Annotated in this window: 12 protein-coding genes; 6 read left to right on the top strand and 6 right to left on the bottom strand. The window is 68.4% G+C overall.

The genetic code is table 11. The annotated features are described in order from the left end of the window. Nucleotides 1–404: 404 nt before the first annotated feature. The 5 genes from UUA_RS17680 to fucP form a co-directional block, all read right to left on the bottom strand. Nucleotides 405–692, bottom strand: a complete 288-nt coding sequence (locus tag UUA_RS17680) for a hypothetical protein (protein WP_155943283.1) — start codon at nucleotides 690–692, stop codon at nucleotides 405–407. A gap of 444 nt (nucleotides 693–1,136) precedes the next feature. Further along, nucleotides 1,137–3,110, bottom strand: coding sequence for a M1 family aminopeptidase (locus UUA_RS17675; protein ID WP_008439387.1), 1,974 nt, complete (start codon nucleotides 3,108–3,110; stop codon nucleotides 1,137–1,139). 26 nt (nucleotides 3,111–3,136) lie between these two features. Next, nucleotides 3,137–4,363 (bottom strand): AGE family epimerase/isomerase, encoded by a 1,227-nt coding sequence (locus tag UUA_RS17670; RefSeq protein ID WP_008439385.1) that lies wholly within the window; start codon nucleotides 4,361–4,363, stop codon nucleotides 3,137–3,139. Beyond that, nucleotides 4,360–5,340 (bottom strand): carbohydrate kinase family protein, encoded by a 981-nt coding sequence (locus UUA_RS17665; RefSeq protein ID WP_008439384.1) that lies wholly within the window; start codon nucleotides 5,338–5,340, stop codon nucleotides 4,360–4,362. The genes UUA_RS17670 and UUA_RS17665 overlap by 4 nt, the downstream gene beginning before the upstream one ends. Before the next feature lies 1 nt (nucleotide 5,341). After that, the gene (gene fucP / locus UUA_RS17660) at nucleotides 5,342–6,679 is read right to left on the bottom strand and encodes an L-fucose:H+ symporter permease (RefSeq protein ID WP_008439383.1); all 1,338 of its coding nucleotides are present in this window, start codon (nucleotides 6,677–6,679) and stop codon (nucleotides 5,342–5,344) included. 156 nt (nucleotides 6,680–6,835) lie between these two features. On the opposite strand from fucP, the gene UUA_RS17655 reads away from it, so the two are divergent. The 6 genes from UUA_RS17655 (at nucleotide 6,836) to UUA_RS17630 (ending at nucleotide 15,741) form a co-directional block, all read left to right on the top strand. Continuing rightward, nucleotides 6,836–9,157 (top strand): GH92 family glycosyl hydrolase, encoded by a 2,322-nt coding sequence (locus tag UUA_RS17655; RefSeq protein ID WP_008439382.1) that lies wholly within the window; start codon nucleotides 6,836–6,838, stop codon nucleotides 9,155–9,157. A gap of 86 nt (nucleotides 9,158–9,243) precedes the next feature. Then, complete coding sequence (locus tag UUA_RS17650; protein WP_039954443.1) at nucleotides 9,244–11,037, top strand: ATP-binding protein; 1,794 nt, start codon at nucleotides 9,244–9,246, stop codon at nucleotides 11,035–11,037. After that, nucleotides 11,034–11,480, top strand: a complete 447-nt coding sequence (locus tag UUA_RS17645) for a response regulator (protein WP_008439380.1) — start codon at nucleotides 11,034–11,036, stop codon at nucleotides 11,478–11,480. The genes UUA_RS17650 and UUA_RS17645 overlap by 4 nt, the downstream gene beginning before the upstream one ends. Nucleotides 11,481–11,546: 66 nt before the next feature. Beyond that, nucleotides 11,547–13,115, top strand: a complete 1,569-nt coding sequence (locus UUA_RS17640; RefSeq protein ID WP_425476928.1) for a response regulator — start codon at nucleotides 11,547–11,549, stop codon at nucleotides 13,113–13,115. A 38-nt stretch (nucleotides 13,116–13,153) separates the two neighbouring features. Next, a complete protein-coding gene (locus tag UUA_RS17635) occupies nucleotides 13,154–14,479 on the top strand; it encodes an ABC transporter permease (RefSeq protein WP_039954442.1) in 1,326 nt (441 codons plus the stop codon). Next, nucleotides 14,476–15,741, top strand: coding sequence for an ABC transporter permease (locus tag UUA_RS17630; protein ID WP_008439368.1), 1,266 nt, complete (start codon nucleotides 14,476–14,478; stop codon nucleotides 15,739–15,741). The genes UUA_RS17635 and UUA_RS17630 overlap by 4 nt, the downstream gene beginning before the upstream one ends. 187 nt (nucleotides 15,742–15,928) lie before the next feature. Here UUA_RS17630 and UUA_RS17625 read toward each other — a convergent pair whose 3' ends face one another. Beyond that, complete coding sequence (locus tag UUA_RS17625) at nucleotides 15,929–17,317, bottom strand: sigma-54-dependent transcriptional regulator (protein ID WP_039954441.1); 1,389 nt, start codon at nucleotides 17,315–17,317, stop codon at nucleotides 15,929–15,931. Nucleotides 17,318–17,401 lie beyond the last annotated feature (84 nt).

Genomic DNA, 17,401 nt, shown 5'->3' with positions numbered 1-17,401 from the left:
ACTTGTTCAGACGTTCCCTAGCAACCAATGCGCAACGGAGTATACGCACACTCGGTATTGTGCCGTCATGGAGCTTCGCCGCCTCCAACAGGGAGATCGCCTCCACTCGCTGCGCTAGCGGAAATGAAGCGGTAGCAAAGGAAATGAGGTCCGGGGGAAGTTTCATAGAGGTCTAACGCTTAGTAGACCCCAGATCGGGGGCATATGCACCGGATGTTCAGCTTTCGACCGACACGCGTCAAGCGGATGAACCCTGCGGACAGACAAGGAGTTGCCGGATTGTGGTGGAGGCGCGCCGCGGCAATGCCGCCATTGCATATCTCGCGGATCGAGGCGCTATGTCTTATCACCCACAATCGTCGGTGATATCTGCGACCAAACCGGGTGCGCCCGCACCTCGCCTACTACCGCGGTGCGAACTCGTGGACCATTTGCGTCATGGTGCGGGCGACGCAAGCGGCGTCGCAGCGGCCGGCGAGGTAGCCTGAGCCGCAGCCCATCAGTTCGGCGAGCGTGCCTTGCAACGCTTGCGCGTCTGCGTCCTGTGGCGTGCCATCGCTGCCGGCGGCACGTTGCTGCTCGACGTAGGTGCGCACGGCGCCCACCATCGTGTTTGCCATGAGGTCGGCATTGACGTCGCCGCGCAGAAAGCGTGGCGCGATGGCCACGGTCTGCGCGATCGCGGCACGCATGCGTCCGATCTGCGTCATCGGCGCGGACGACGCAGCCGTTGTTGCCTGTTGTTGTTCGGCGTTCCGATCTGTTTCCATCGCACGCTCCTGCTGCGGTCTCTGCAGAAAGCCATTATATGGCGCGCCGCCAGACCGCGGTTCTGATCTATGACAGGCTGACACCAAAAGAGGTTGAGCACCGATCAAGTCGCGCCACGCGGCGAGGAAAAGGTGTCGGGGACAATTCGTGGGTAGCTGCCAGAGGGAAAACTGTCCCTTACACCATTGTTCGGAACCGCATCGGCACGTTGCAGCAGTCGTTGCCAAAGATGTAGGCGAGCTCCCTGCCTTGCAGCTTTGTAGGGCGGACATTGTCCGCCGGCTTTGCCTTGGGCCTTGGCGAAGAGCGGCGGGCGGTGCCCGCCCTGCGAAACTTCTCTGCAGCTTGCGGGAGACGAGGACGTTCTATTTCACCCGCAGCGTGTTGTTCGCGCGCTGCGCGTCCGGCAGCGCATGCGTCGGATCGATGGTGGCTGACACCACCTTCTGCGTGCCGGCCACGCGCACCACGTACTCGCGGTGCTGCTGCCAGGTCTCGACCGGCACGCGCAGGTCCCGCGTGCTGCCGTCGGCGTAGGTCACCCGCAGCGTGGTGGGCAGCACCAGCTGGTCGAGGTTGGCGATGGTGACTTCGGCGCCGTGCGACCAGTGGCCGTCGATCGGCGCGATCTTGCGCACGGCCATGTCGAACTGCCAGTTGTGTTCGTACCAGCCGCGCCAGAACCAGCCGAGGTCCTCGCCGGTCTCGCTTTCCATGAAGCGGAAGAAGTCCGACGGGCTGGGGTGCTTGAACGCCCAGGTGGCGATGTAGCGGCGCAGCGCGGGGTCGAAGCGCTCGGGCCCGACGATCTGCTCGCGCAGCAGCACCAGCCCGAATGCGCTCTTGAAGTAGCTGATCGGGTGCCGGTACTTCTCCGCCACCATGTCGGCGCCGTTGAGCAGGGTGGGCGCGGCGGGGTCGGCGATGACTTTCGCGATCTCCTCGGCAGGGTTGCCGCCGCCGGGCGCGTACTCGCTGTCGCGCTTGGGCGCGTATTCGCCGTTGTTGAAGGCGTAGTCCTCGTAGACGTCGATGAAGGTGTTGAAGCCCTCGTCCATCCACGCGTCGCGGCGCTCGTTGCTGCCCACGATCATCGGGAACCAGCTGTGCCCGATCTCGTGCGCGATCACCATGTGCAGCTTGCTGCCCCTGGCCAGCTTGTGGTCGAAGGTGATGCCGGGGTACTCCATGCCGCCGGCGGTGCCGGCCTCGTTGATCGCCACCGGCCATGGGTACGGGTACCACTGCCGCGAGAAGTACTCGGTGGCGGCCTTGAGGTATTCGGTGGCGCGGCCCCAGGCTTCCTTGCCGCCGCTTTCGACGGGGTAGACCGACATCGCCAGCGCGGTCCCGCCCTGCGGCAGGTTGATCCGCGCGGCGTCCCACACGAACGCCTTCGAGGCGCCGAACGCCACGTCGCGGGTGTCCTGCATGCGGAAGTGCCAGGTCAGCGTGCCGCCCTGTTTCGGACGGCTGGACGGCTGGGTGACTTCCTCCGGCGTGCGGATCATCACGGTGGCGTCGCTGCGGCGTGCCTGCTCCAGCCGCTCGCGCTCGGTCTTGGTCAGTACTTCCTCCGGGTTCACCAGTTCGCCGGAGCCGGCCACGATCATCTCGCTCGGCACGGTGATGGCGTAGTCGAAATCACCGTACTCGAGATAGAACTCGCTGTTGAGGTAGGGCGCGGTGTCCCAGCCGCGCAGGTCGTCGTACACGGCCATGCGCGGGTACCACTGCGCAACCTCGAAGATCTCGCCGTTCTGGCTCGGGTTGACGTCGGTGCGGCCGCCGAACTCGCCCGGCACGGTGTAGCTCCAGGCGACATGCAGGCGCAGGTTGCCACCGTTGCTTTGCAGCGCCACCGGCAGCTGCACCTGCATGCGCGTGTCGGAAACCAGCCACGGCACTGCCTGCCGCTTCCCGTGCGCGTCCTCTAGCTCGACCGTGGCGATCCGGTAGCCGTCGGTGAACTCGGTGGGGAACTTGCTGGTGAACGCGCCGCGGGCGTCGCGGCGGTAGCGGTTCTGGTCCAGCTGCAGCCACAGCACGTCGAGCGTGTCGGGGCTGTGGTTGGTGTAACTGATCACCTCGCTGCCGCGCACCTGCCGGGTGGCAGGGTCGAGCGTGGCCGTGATGGTGTAGTCGGCGCGGTTCTGCCAGAACAGCGGGCCGGGCCTGCCGCTGGCCGAGCGGTAGGCCGTGGCCGGCTGCGGGTAGCTGTACGGCGCGAAGGCTTGCAGCGGGTCGAACTTCGCCGCTGCCGGTGCCGGCGCAGCCGTGGCAGCGGCGGCCAGCAGCAGGGTGGCGCTGGCGGCGAGCAAAACGGCGGGCTTCTTCATGCGGTGCCTTGGGGAGAGGAAACGGATCACGGCTGGCCACCGGCGCGCAGCAGCGCCAGCAAGTCGTGGCAGGCGCCCATGGTGTGGTAGTCGGTCTTGCCGGCCGGGCTTTTCTCGTCGCTGAGCTTGCGGTTGTCGCGGCTGAGGATGCGGTACCAGGCGCCGTGGCGGTGGTCGACGAAATGCTGCCATGCGTAGGCCCACAGCTTCCCGTACCAGTCGTCGTAGAGGGCTTCGCCGGTGTGCGCGTGCAGCCGCGCGGCGGCGGCCAGCGATTCGGCCTGCACCCAGAAGTACTTGTCGTCGTCGCACACACTGCCGTCTGGCGCGAAGCCGTAGCAGATGCCGCCGTACTCGCTGTCCCAGGCGCGCGCCAGCGCGGTGTCGAACAGCTGCCGCGCGGTGGGCAGCAGCCAGTCCTCGTCGTAGCCGTGTGCGCGCAGCAGTGGCTCCATGGTCAGCAGCAGCTTGGCCCATTCGGTCTGGTGGCCGGGCTGGAAGCCCCATGGGCGGAACAGGTGCTTCGGGTCGTCGCGGTGGTAGTCCCAGTCGATGTTCCAGTCACGGTCGTAGTGCTCCCACACCAGGCCACCGGCCTTGGCGGCCTGGCGGCGGGTCATGTGGTCGGCGAGGGTGTAGGCGCGGTCGAGATAGCGCGCTTCGCCGCTGGCCTGGTAGGCGGCCAGCATCGCCTCGCACATGTGCATGTTGGCGTTCTGGCCACGGTAGCCGCTGAAGTGCCAGGCCGCGTCCGCCTCGTCGAGGTACAGGCCGGCGTCGTCCTCCCAGTAGTGCTGCTCCAGCAGGTGCCAGGTCTCGTCCATCCACGCGGCGGCCTCGCCGATGCCGGCCTTCACCGCGCTGGCGTAGGCGAGCAGCACGAAGGCCGCGCCGTAGGCATGGTTGGTACGGTCCTCTGCCTGCCCGTCGCGGATCGTCCAGGCGTAGCCGCCGGTGTACGGGTCGCGGTGCACCTCGCGCAGGTAGCGCAGGCCGTGGCGCGCCGCGTCGAGGTACTCGCGCTGAAGTGCCGCGTCGTCGCCGAACTCGATCGCCGCCATCGCGTAGTTGAAGACGAAGCGGGTGCTGCTGACCAGGTGCCGGTGCGTGCGCTCGTAGACCGTGCCATCGTCGCGGAAGTAGTGGAAGAAACCGCCTTGCGGGTCGATCGCGCGCGGGTGGTAGAACGCCATCGTCTGCGCGATGTGCCCGCGCAGGAAGTCGGCGGAGCGGAAGTCGGGGGTACCGTTCATGCCTGTTGTTCCATGAAGGCCAGCACCTCGGCGCCGCGCGGCATGGCGGCGAACGAGCCCCGGCGGGTGACGGTGAGCGCGCCGCAGGCGGCGGCGAAACGCAGCATCGCGTGCAGCCGCGGCATCGCGGCGACCAGGCGGTCGAGCCGGTCCGGGGTGGCTTCCAGCCCGGCCAGGCAGCACAGCAGGCCGCCCATGAAGGCATCGCCGGCGGCGGTGGCGTCGACCACCTCCACCGCGTAGCCGGGCAACTCGCCTTCTGCATCGGGATGGAACCAGCGCAGCGGTTGCGCGCCGTCGGTCACCAGCACCAGCCGGGTGCGGCCCTGCCACAACCGGTCCAGCGCGGCCTGCTCGCCGTCGAGCGCCAGCCAGGCGAACTCCTCGGCGGAAAGCTTCACCACGTCGGCAAGGTGCAGCGCCGGCCACAGCAGCGGATGCGGATCACTGTCGGCCGGCCACAGCGCAGGGCGCAGGTTGAGGTCGAAGCTGACCAGCGCGCCGGCGCCATGCGCGCGCTGCATGCCTTCGCGGGTGGCGGTGGCCAGTGCCGGGTCGGTCATGCTGTTGGAGCAGACGTGGAACACGGCAAGCTCGCGGAAAGCATCCGCGCGGAAGTCGGCCGGTCGGAACAGCAGGTCGGCGCTGCGCTCGCGGTAGAAGGCGAAGCTGCGTTCGCCGTGGGCGTCCAGCGTGACGAAGGCCAGCGCACTGTTCGCCGCATCGGTGCGCACCACGTCGTCGGTGCCGACGCCGGCCTGCTGCAGGCTGTCGAGCAGGAAGTCGCCGAAGCGGTCCGTCGACAGCATGCCGGCGAAGCGGGCGTCGCCGCCGAGCCGCGCCGCGGCGACCGCCACGTTGGCCGGCGCACCGCCGGCGAACGGCACGAAGCTGGCGGCGAAGCCGCGCGGGTCGAGGCCGTCGGCGTGCAGGTCGATCAGTGCCTCGCCGAAGCACAGGATGGGCCGTGTCGGCATGTCAGTGGATTTCGCTGGCGTCCGCTGCCGGGATGCTGCGGATGCGCGAGCCGCGCAGGCCGTAGAACACGATGTACAGGTAGCACAGCAGCGGCAGGAAGAACGCGTGCTGCAGGCCGATATGATCGGCGAACAGGCCCTGCAGCGGCGGGATGATCGCGCCGCCCACGATGGCCATGATCAGCAGGCTGGACGCCTTGCTGGTCATCGGCCCCAGCCGCTCGATACTGAGCGCGAAGATGGTGGGGAACATGATCGAGTTGAACAGGCCGATCGCGATGATGCTGTACATCGCCAGCGCGCCGCTGCTGGACATGGTGGTCAGCACCAGCAGCGCGTTGATCGTGGCGAACAGTGCGAGCAGCTTGCGCGGCGAGAACTTCGCCATCAGCGCCGAACCGAGGAAGCGGCCGACCATCGCGCCGCCCCAGTACCACGAGACGTAGCCGGCGGCCTGCTGCTCGCTCAGGTGGCCGATCTCAGGCATCGACAGGTAGTTGACCATGAAGCTGCCGATCGACACTTCCGCGCCGACGTAGAAGAAGATGCCGAGCACGCCGAACAGCACATGCGGGTGGCGCAGTACCTCGGCAAAGCCGTGGCGCGCATGGTCGCCCTTGTCGGTGGCCTCGCTCAGTGCCGGCAGGCGGAACAGCCAGACGAACACCGCCAGCAGAAACAGCACCACCGCCAGGCCGATGTATGGCCCCTGCACCGCCTGTGCCTGCTGGGTGTCGTAGAGCAGGCGCTGCGCCGGTTCCAGCGCGACCAGTTCGTCCGGGCTTTTCACCACGTTGGACAGGATCAGCAGGCCGCCGAAGTAGGGGGCCAATGCGGTGCCGGCGGAATTCAGCGCCTGCGCCAGGGTCAGCCGGCTGGAGCTGGTCTTCTCCGGGCCGAGCAGGGCCACGTACGGATTGGCCGCCACCTGCAGCACGGTGATGCCGGTGGCCAGCACGAACAGCGCGGCGAGGAAGGCCGGGTACAGATGCAGCCCCGCCGCCGGCCAGAAGCCCAGCGCGCCGACGCCGGCGATCGCCAGCCCGGCCACGATGCCCTTCTTGTAGCCCAGCGCGGCGACCAGCTGGCCCGCCGGCAGCGCCATCAGGAAGTACGCGCCGAAGAAGGTGAACTGCACCAGCATCGCCTGCGCGTAGTTGAGCTGGAAGGTCGACTTCAGGTGCGGGATCAGGATGTCGTTGAGGGAGGTCAGGAAACCCCACATGAAGAAGATGGTGGTGAGCACGCCCAGCGCCGTCGGATGGCTGGTATAGGGCTCGTGACCGGCGCGATCCGGCGCGGATGCAGGCGGGGAGGGCGGTACGGTGGCTGGGGCCATGATGTATTCCGGTTCGCAAGGGCGGAAGGTGGCGCACCGATCGACCGGCGCCGCGCGCCAATGTAACCGTTTTCACCGCCACGCCGATCGCGCGCCGCAACATGTCGCCGGCGGTGTTACCTTCAAGCTTCCGCTCACCGCTGGCCGAGGTCGTCCATGCCGCGTTCCACCACGATGCTGCTCGCCCTGCTGGGACTCATGGTTGGTGCGCCCGCGCTGGCCTCGCGCGGGCACGCGGCCGACGTCGATCCACGCATCGGCACCGGTGGCGACGGCCACACCTTCCCTGGCGCCACCGTGCCGTTCGGCATGATCCAGCTCTCGCCCGACACCGCGATGCCCGACTTCAAGCACGGCTACAAGTGGGCCGCGGGCTACCAGTACGGCGACAGCAGCATGCTGGGTTTTTCGCACACGCACTTCTCCGGCTCCGGCCATTCGGATCTGGGCGACGTGCTGGTGATGCCGATTGCCGGTGACGTGCGGCTGGAGCCCGGCGACCCGGCCCGGCCGGGCAGCGGCTACCGCTCGCGTTTCTCGCACGAGAGCGAAGTGGCGCAGGCCGGCTACTACGCGGTGACGCTGAGCGATTACGGCGTGCGCGCCGAGCTCACCGCCGGGCGCCGCATCGGCTGGCACCGCTACACCTTCCCTGTCGGCAAGCCCGCGCACCTGCTGCTGGACCTGCGCCCGAGCATCTACGACTACCCCGGCAAGGTGCTGTGGGCCAGCCTGCGTGTGCATGCCGACGGCACCGTCACCGGCTGCCGCAGCACCCGCGGTTGGGCGCCGGGTCGCGAGTTGTGCTTCGCCATGCGCTTCAACCAGTCGATGACCTCGCGCGAGCTGTACAACCGCGAGACCGACATCACCTACAAGGGCTTCAGGGGGCCGGGCAACCAGGCCGAGGACCGCGACGCGCAGAACGGCCGCGCGCTGGTCGGCGTGTTCGATTTCGGCCAACTGCACCAGCCGCTGGAGGTGAAGGTGGCGATCTCGCCGGTGAGCGAGGCGAACGCCGTGGCCAACCTCGATCACGACGGCGCCGGCTGGGACTTCGACGCCCGTCGCGCCGAAGCGAAGGCGGCCTGGGACCAGGCGCTGGCGATAATCGACGTGGATGCGCCGAAGACCGCGAAGACGCAGTTCTATACCGCGCTGTACCACGCCATGCTGTCGCCCACGCTGAGCATGGACGCCAACGGTGAGTACCGCGGGCCGGACCACGCGGTGCATCGCGCCGACGGCTTCGAGTTCTACTCCACCTGGTCGCTGTGGGACGTGTATCGCGCGCAGCAGCCGCTGATGGTGCTGCTGCGGCCTGACCTCAGCAGCGACTTCGTGCGCTCGCTGATCGCCGCGCGCGAGGCCAGCCCGTTCGGCATCCTGCCGGTGTGGGCGTACCAGGGGCTGGAGACCTGGTGCATGATCGGCTACCACGCGGTGCCGGTGATCGCCGACGCCTACGTCAAGGGCGTGCGCGGCTTCGATGCGGACAAGGCGCTGGCGGCGATGGTGGCCAGCGCGACCTACGCGCCGTACGGCGACCTGGCCGACTACATGAAGCTTGGCTACGTGCCGATCGACAAGGAACCGGAGGGCGCCTCGAAGACGCTGGAGTACGCCTACGACGACTGGTCGCTGGCGCAGATGGCCAGGGCGATGGGCAAGACGGACGTCGCCGCCACGTTCACGAAGCGGGCGGCGAACTGGCGCCATGCCTGGGATCCGCAGGCCGGCTTCATGCGCGCGCGGCTCAGCGACGGCACGTTCCGCGAGCCGTTCGATCCCGAGGCCGCCGGCTATGGCAGCGACTACACCGAGGGCAACGCGTGGCAGTACTCGTGGTACGTGCCGCAGGACGTGGCGGGGCTGATCGCTGCGATGGGCGGCGACGCGAAGTTCGTGGCGAAGCTCGACGCGCTGTTCGAGGCGAAGGTCGACCCCTCGCACTTCAAGCACGTCGAGGACATCACCGGCCTGATCGGCTGGTACGCGCACGGCAACGAGCCCAGCCACCACATCGCCTACCTGTATGACTACGCCGGCGCGCCGTGGAAGACGCAAGCCCGGCTCAAGCAAATCATGGACAGCCAGTACGCGGCGCGCCCGGACGGTCTCAGCGGCAACGACGACCTCGGCCAGATGTCGGCCTGGTACGTGTTCACCGCGCTGGGTTTCTACCCGGTGACGCCAGCCAGCGACGAGTACGCGATCGGCCGGCCGTTCGTGGCGCGCGCCACCATCCGGCTCGGTCACGGGCGCAGCTTCACCGTCAGCGCCGCGCCGCTGGACGACGCCCACCCCTACGTCGGCGCGGTGACGCTGAACGGCAAGCCGCTGGAGCGCAGCTACCTGCGCCACGGCGAGATCGTGGCCGGCGGCGAGCTGCACTTCACCATGCAGGCGCAGCCGGACCGCACATGGGGCGACTCGGCAGCCGCCCGCCCGGCGGCGATGAGCCGCTACGGGCGGTGAACGCGCGCATGGCAACGGCGGCATGCGGATGAAACATGCCAGAATGCGGGGGACTTCCTCATGGGCGTGCCGATGCGGCTAGCGACATGACAACCCGGGGCATCATGCGCTGGCGCACCGCCGGCCTGTTGCTGGCGATGCTGATCATCGTCGGCCTGCCGTACGTCGTCACGCTGCAGGGCGCGCGCGACACGGAGCGGGCCAGCGAATGGGTGGCGCGCTCGACCGAGGTGAAGGCGCTGGCCTACCGCATCGCCTACGTGGTGCATGACAGCGAGGCCGCCAGCTACCGGTTGCTGGCCGGCGACGCGAACGCGGCCACCCGCGCGCGCGCCGAGCGGGTCGGCAACGAAGTGTCGCCGCTGCTGCAGAAGTTGCGCGGAATGACCCGCAACAACCCCGACCAGCAGACCCTGATGGGCTCGCTGGCCGCTAGCGTCAACGGCCGCCTCACCCTGATGAACCAGGCGCTGGAACGGCTGCGGCAGGGCAACCCCGCCGGCGCGCGGCAGTCGCTGCGCGATGCCGACGACCTGTTCGGCATGGACCCGCAGATCGCCGGCATCGTGCAGATCGAGGACGGCCTGCTGCAGCAGCGCCAGCAGGCGGCCGCGCGGCAATCCCTCGAGGGGCGCATCGTGCTCTCGATCACCGCGCTGGCGCAGCTGCTGCTGCTGACCATCATCGTGGTCACCTCCGAGCGGCAGATCGGCCGGCGTCAGCTGGCGGAGACCCGCGAAGGTCGCGCGGTACTGCGTTCCCAGCTGATCTTCCAGGCGGTGCGCGAGCCGATCGCGCTGTTCGACGAGAATCTCAACAGCCTGCTGGTGAACAACGCCTTCAGCGAGCTGTACGGCATGGATCCGCGGCAGCGCTCGCTGCCGCTGGTGCAGATCGGCCATGGCGCGTGGAGCGAGGGCGTGCTGCTGCAGCGCCTGAATGACGTGCTGCTGCGCGACCGCGAGCTGTGGGACTACGAGATGGTCCAGCGCACCGTCGACGGCATCGACCGCCATGTACTGATCAACGCGCGCCGGCTGCAGCAGCAGGATGGCGGCATGCCCGCGCTGCTGCTGACGGTCAGCGACGTCACCACGCGCGCGCTGGCCGAGCAGCAGGTGAACGAGCTCAACCATCAGCTGGAAGGCAAGGTGGCGCAGATTTCCGACGTCAACCGCGAACTGGAGGCGTTCAGCTATTCGGTGTCGCACGACCTGCGTGCACCGTTGCGCCATATCGCCGGCTTCGCGCGCAAGCTGGAGCAGCACCTGGACGAGCGGCTGGACGAGAAAGCCGGCCACTACATCGAGGTGATCGCCGGCTCGGCGCAGCGCATGGCCGTGCTGATCGACGACCTGCTGGTGTTCTCGCGGCTCGGCCGCGGCGCGCTGCGGCTGCAGGCGGTGGACATGCAGTCGCTGGTCGACGAGGCCCGCGCACTGGCCGAATCGGGCGTGTCGGAGCGGCGTATCGTGTGGAACATCGCGCCATTGCCGATGGTGATCGGCGATGAGAACATGCTGCGTACGGTGTGGCAGAACCTGCTCGCCAATGCGGTGAAGTACACCGGCCACTGCGAGGTGGCGCGCATCGAGGTGAGCGTGCGCCAGGGCCGCAACGGCGACTACGAATTCACGGTAAGCGACAACGGCGCGGGGTTCGACATGCAGTATGCGGACAAGCTGTTCGGCGTGTTCCAGCGCCTGCACAAGGCCTCGGAGTTTCCGGGCAACGGCATCGGGCTGGCCAACGTGCGGCGCATCGTGGCGCGCCACGGCGGCCGCGTCTGGGCCGAGGCTGAATCGGGCCGGGGCGCCCATTTCCATTTCTCGCTGCCGGCCACCGACGCGTCCGGCACACGCACCGAGAGCAAAACATGAACAAGAGAGACCTGCGCACCATCCTGCTGGTCGAGGACAGCCTGGCCGATGCCGAGATGGCGATGGACGCGCTGGGCGAGGCGCACCTGGCCAATCCGGTGGTGCACGTGGAGGACGGCGTGGAGTGCATGGACTATCTGCACTGCCGCGGCGCGTGGGCCACGCGCGAGCCGGGCGACCCGGCGGTGGTGCTGCTGGACATCAAGATGCCGCGCATGAACGGGCTGGACGTGCTGACCGCGATGCGCGACGACGAGCGGCTGCGACGGATCCCGGTGGTGATCCTGTCCTCCTCGCGCGAGGAGAGCGACCTGGCGCGCAGCTGGGACCTCGGCGCCAACGCCTACGTGATCAAGCCGGTCGACGTGGACCAGTTCTTCGACGCGGTGCGTACACTGGGCCAGTTCTGGGCGGTGCTCAACCAGGCACCCAGCCCGGAGTGAACGGATGGAACGCGAACACCCGCGGCGGCTCCAACGGCCTGCGGGTTCCAGAAACGGACAGCAGCGATGAACCCCATGCCAAGCGGAAAATCCCGGGAGACGCCGGCCATCCGGGTGCTGCAGGTCGAGGACAGCCGGCTCGATGCCGAGCTCGTGCTCGCCGAGCTCGACGCCGACCACATCGCCTATGAGGTGCGCCTGGTCGACGACGAGCCCAGCTTCGTCGCCGCGCTGGACGACTTCAGGCCGCACATCGTGCTGTCGGACCTCAGCATGCCGGGCTTTTCCGGCCAGCATGCGCTGGAGCTGCTGCGCCGGCGCGACGAGGACCTGCCGTTCATCTTCGTCTCCGCCACGCTGGGCGAGGAGGCGGCGATCGAGGCGCTGCACAACGGCGCCACCGACTACATCCTGAAGCAGAATCCGGCCCGGCTGGCCAGCGCGGTGCGCCGGGCCCTGAGCGAGGCCTCGGCGCGCCGGGCCAGCCGTCGCGCCGAGGCGGAGCTGGTCCGCGCGCAGCGCTTCGAGAGCCTGGCGATGCTTGCCGGGGGCCTCAGCCACGACCTGCGCAACCTGCTGCAACCGCTGCTGCTGGCCGGCGACAGCCTGCAGGATTACCAGCATGACCCGCGCCTGGCGCGGCTGGGCAAGCTGGTGCGCGATTGTGGCAAGCGCGGCCTGGACATGGTGCACTCGATGCTGTCGTTCGCCAGCGGCGCGCGTCGTGCGGAACAGGTGCGGCTGGGCACGCTGTTCAGCGCGTTCGACCTGCTGATGCAGGGCAGCGTGCCGCACACGGTGACGATGGAGCTGACGATCGACGACCCGGAACTGTCGTTCGACGGCAATCACACCGAGCTGCAGCAGTGCCTGCTGAACCTGTGCCTGAACGCGATCCAGGCGATGCCGGACGGCGGCCGCCTGCGCGTCGAAGCCGCGCGGGTGCAACTGCCGGAGGACTTCTTCCAGCCCGGTGAGCCGTCGCGCCAGTGCTGCTACCTGTGCATCAGCGTGATCGACGACGGCCCAGGCATGGAACCGGCGGTGAGGGAGCACCTGTTCGAGCCGTTCTTCACCACCAAGGAAGCCGGTACCGGGCTCGGCCTGGTCTCGTGCAAGCGCATCGTCACCAGCCATGGCGGTGTGATGCGGGTGGACAGCAAGCGGGGCCGCGGCACCCGCTTCGACCTCTATTTCCCGCTGGAGGGACTGGCCGCCGACAACGGCGAGGCGGGTGACCAGGACAACCTGGAAGGTGCCGCCGAGCGCGTGCTGGTGGTGGTGGAAGAGGCCGGCCAGTTGTCCCTGCTGGCCGACACGCTGGATGCCTGGGGCTACCAGGCCCACGCCAGCCAGAGCGGCACCGCCGCGCTGCAGTGGATCGAGGCCGCCGGCCTGCCCGACCTGGTGGTGCTGGACGCGGACATGAACCTGTTCACCGGCGTGCGCACGCTGGCGGCGCTGATCGAGCAGGGTTACCGCCATGCGGTGATCCTGCTCGCGCGCCCCGGCGCGCCCCCGGACCTGCACGAGCTGCCGCCGCTGGAGCATCTCTACGTGATCGACAAGCCGGTCACTACCCAGCTGCTGCTGCGCACGCTGCGCAAGGCGCTGCGCGAGGCCGGCGGCAGGTAGCCCGATCCGACAACCGCACGGCCGCGCAGGGGGTGACCTTGTTGACGTATTACTTCGATCTGGCCTGGCGCAGTTGCCGGCGCAGCAAGGCGCTGACCGCGCTGGTGCTGCTGCTGATGGGCTGCGGCGTGGCCACCTGCATGGTCACCTTCGCCGTGTTTCGCGTGGCCGCGGCCGATCCAATCCCGTGGAAATCCGGCCAGCTGTTCGTGCCGCAGATCGACAACTTCGGCCCGGCGCACAACTGGAAGGGCGAGCCGCCGATCATGCTCAGCTACACCGACGCGCAGGCGCTGCTGCACGCGCGGCAGGCGAAGAGGCAGGTGCTGATCTACGGCAGCAAGTGGACGTTGCTGCCGGACGACGCGCGGCAGCAACCGTTGCCGCAGGAAGGCGATGCAGTCAGCAGCGATTTCTTCGCGATGTTCGACGCGCGCTTCCGCTACGGCGGCGGCTGGTCGGTCCATGACGACGACCAGCGCGCGGCGGTGGTCGTCATCAGCAGCGCGCTCAACCAGAAATTGTTCGGCGGCGCCGACAGCGTGGGCCGGGAGATCAACCTGGACGCGCACGTCTACCGCATTGTCGGCGTGCTGGACGACTGGGAGCCACGCCCGCGCTACTTCGACGTGGCCAGCACGTTCTATGCCTTCAGTCATCCGCGGCAGCTCTACCTGCCGTTCAGTCGCGCCATCGATGTGCAGAAGGCCACCACCGGGCAGTTCTACTGCAGCACGAATACCGTCGGTCCCGACCTGCCGGACTGGAACAGCGTGCTGCGCAGCGAATGCGCGTGGATCGCCATGTGGGTGGAACTGCCCACCCGCGCCGACGTGGCGCATTACCGCGACTGGCTGCGCAACTACGCGGCCGAACAGCAACGCCTCGGCCGCTTCGCCTGGTCGCCGAACGTGAGCTTGTCCGACGTCGGGCAGTGGCTGCACGTGATGAAAGTGGTGCCGAAGTCGTCGGCGCTGTCGCTGATCGTCTCGGTCAGCTTTTTGCTGATCTGCCTCGTCAACGTGATCGGGCTGATGCTGGCCCGCTTCATGCGCCGCGCGCCGGAGATCGGCGTACGCCGCGCGCTGGGCGCGTCGCGCGGGGCGATCTATCGCCAGTTCCTGGTCGAGGCGGCGGCGATCGGGCTGGCCGGCGGCCTGTTGGGCCTGCTGCTGACGGCGCTGGGCATGGCCGGCATCGGCAAGTTGTTCGAGCCGGAGATTGCCAAGCTGGCGCGACTGGATGCGTCGCTGTTCCTGCTGACCGTGCTGGTCGCGGTACTCGCCAGCTTGATCGCCGCGCTGTATCCCACCTGGCGCGCCGCCCAGGTGCAACCGGCGTGGCAGCTGAAGGTGAACGGATGAACGCGGTCATGCAGCTGCGCCCGATCCTTGCCGCGCTGCGCCGGCACAAGATGGCCACGGCGCTGATTGTGCTGCAGATCGCGCTGACCCTGGCGGTGGTCAGCAACGCACTGTTCATCGTCAAGACGCGGGTGGTGCACCTGTCGCGTCCGAGCGGTACCGACGAGGCGCATCTGTTCGCGATCAACAACCAGTGGGTCGGCCAGCCGGACGTGCCGCATATCCACGCGCAGATGCGCACCGACCTGGCGACCTTGCGCAAGCTGCCGGGCGTGCGCGACGCGTTTGCCAGCCAAGCCTACCCGATGCAGGAAAGCGGCGGCGGGCTGGTGCGCATCAAGCAGCGGGTCGAGCAGAAGAAGCTGCAGCTAGCGCTGTCCTATTTTGCCGACGAGCACGCGATCGACACGTTCGGCATCGCGCTGGTGGCCGGCCGCAACTTCCGCGCCGACGAGATCGCCAGCCTCGGTCCGCGTGACAAGGTGGTGCCGGCGGTGATCATCATTACGCGCGACCTGGCCCACAAACTGTTCCCCGACGGCGCGGCGGTGGGCCAACGCGTCTATCTCAGGGACGACGGCCCGAGCAAGATCATCGGCGTGGTCGACCGGTTGCAAGGCAGTTACGCGGGCAGCGGCGTACGTTCGATCGACGAATACACGGTACTGCTGCCGGCGCGCTACGCCAGTGCCGACGATGGGGCGGCCTATGCCAGCGGGGTGGTCTATCTGGTGCGTGCGCAACCGGGCCGACTGGCCGCGTTGCTGCAGTCGGCACCGGTGGCGCTGGTTGCGCAGAACCGCATGCGCCTGATCAGCCCGGAAGACGGCGTGGTCACGCTGGCGCAGGCACGCGAAAAGGCCTACGCCACCGATCGCGGTGTGGCGATCATGATGGGCACGATGTGCGCCTTGCTGCTGCTGGCGACGGCTGGCGGCATCGTGGGACTGAGCAGCTTCTGGGTCGGCCAGCGGCGCCGTTCGATCGGCGTGCGGCGTGCACTGGGCGCCACGCGCGGCGACATCCTGCGCTATTTCCAGGCCGAGAACGCGCTGATTGTCGGCATCGGCGCAGTGCTGGGCGTGGCGCTTGGCATCGCCGCGAACCTGTCGCTGATGACGCACTACGAACTGCCGCGGATGCCGCTGTGGGTGCTCGGTGTCGGTGTGCTGCTGCTGTGGCTGCTGGGTCAACTGGCCGTGCTCGGCCCGGCGCGGCGCGCCGCTGCCGTGCCGCCAGTGGAGGCGACACGCTCGGTGTGAGCCGATGCTTTGGTAGGGCGGGCAGTGCCCGCCCTACGATCTGCAGTGCCGCGGGTGGGAGTGACGTGCTCGGTGTGAGCCGGTGGCTCTTGTAGGGCGGGCACTGCCCGCCGCTCTTCGGCAAGGCATGAAGCAAGGGCCGGCGGGCAGTGCCCGCCCTGTGAAGCGTGGCGTGCCTGTTGTGGCCTCAGTCGATGCCGAGCTTCTTCAGCTTGTAGCGCAGCGCGCGGAAGGTGATGCCGAGTTTTCGGGCGGCGGCGGTCTTGTTGTAGCGCGATTCTTCCAGCGCCTTGACGATGGCGGTGCGCTCGAGGTTGCTGATGTAGTCGTCGAGGCCGCCGTCCGCGCCGGTGCTGGCGGCCGCGACGGGCGCCGGCGGCTGTCCCGGCGCCGCCGGTTCGTGGCTGGGCCGCGCGCTGCGCTGCGGCAGCATCAGGTCGGCCGCCTCGATGGTGCTGCCGTCGCACATCGCCATCGCGCGTTCGAGGATGTTCTCCAGCTCGCGCACGTTGCCGGGGAAGTCGTAGGCTTCCAGCGCATCGCGGGCCGACGGCGACAGCTGGCCGACGCTTTCGCCGCTCTTGCCGGCCAGCGCCTTGAGGATGAACGCGGACAGCTGCGACACGTCGCCGCGGCGCTCGCGCAGCGGCGGCACGCGCAGCTCGATCACGTTGATGCGGTAGAACAGGTCCTGGCGGAACTGGCCCTGCTCGACCAGCTGGCCGAGGTTCTTGTGGGTGGCCGACAGGATGCGCACGTCGACCGGGATCTCGTCGCGGCCGCCGATCGGGCGTACCGCCTTTTCCTGGATCGCGCGCAGCAGCTTCACCTGCATGTGCAGCGGCAGCTCGGCCACTTCGTCGAGGAACAGCGTGCCGCCCTGGGCGGCCTGGAACAGGCCTTCCTTGTCGGTGCTGGCGCCGGTGAAGCTGCCCTTGCGGTGACCGAAGAACTCGCTTTCCATCAGCTCCGACGGGATCGCGCCGCAGTTGACCGGCACGAACGGGCCGCTGGCGCGCGGGCCCTGCTCGTGGATCAGCCGCGCCACCAGCTCCTTGCCCACGCCGGATTCGCCGGCGATGTACACCGGCGCCTGGTTGCGCGCCAGCTTGGCGATGGTGGCGCGCACCTGCTGCATGGCGCTGGAGTCGCCGATCAGGCGGCTGGAGTCGCCGGTCTTCGCGGCGGCGGCGCCGTTGCGCCGTTCCTCGGCCAGGCGCAGGGCGGTGCGCACCAGCCCGCGCAGCATCTGGATGTCGACCGGCTTGGAGACGAAATCGAACGCGCCGGCCTTCAGCGCGTTCACCGCGGCGTCGACGTTGCCGTAGGCGGTGATCATCGCCACCGGCATGTCGGGATGCTCCGCGGCAATCAGTTCGATGATCTCGTGGCCGGTGCCGTCGGGCAGCCGCATGTCGGTGAAGCAAAGGTCGTAACTGCGTTCGGCCAGTGCGCGGCGTGCCTCGGCGACGGTGCCGACGGCGTCGACCTGCAGGTCCATCCGTCCCAGCGTGATGGTCAGCAGTTCGCGGATGTCGCGTTCATCGTCGATGACCAAAACGGTCTGGGGATTCATGGCATGGCGCGTGGCAAACGATGCGCCAGAGAATAACCGGCCGCGGGCTGCGGGGCAAAGATCGGCGCGGCCTGGACCCAGGTC

Source organism: Rhodanobacter thiooxydans LCS2, from assembly GCF_000264375.1.
GTDB classification, from domain to species: Bacteria; Pseudomonadota; Gammaproteobacteria; order Xanthomonadales; family Rhodanobacteraceae; genus Rhodanobacter; species Rhodanobacter thiooxydans.
Note: the sequence above shows the minus strand (reverse complement) of the source record. Positions and strands in the feature narration are given on the sequence as shown.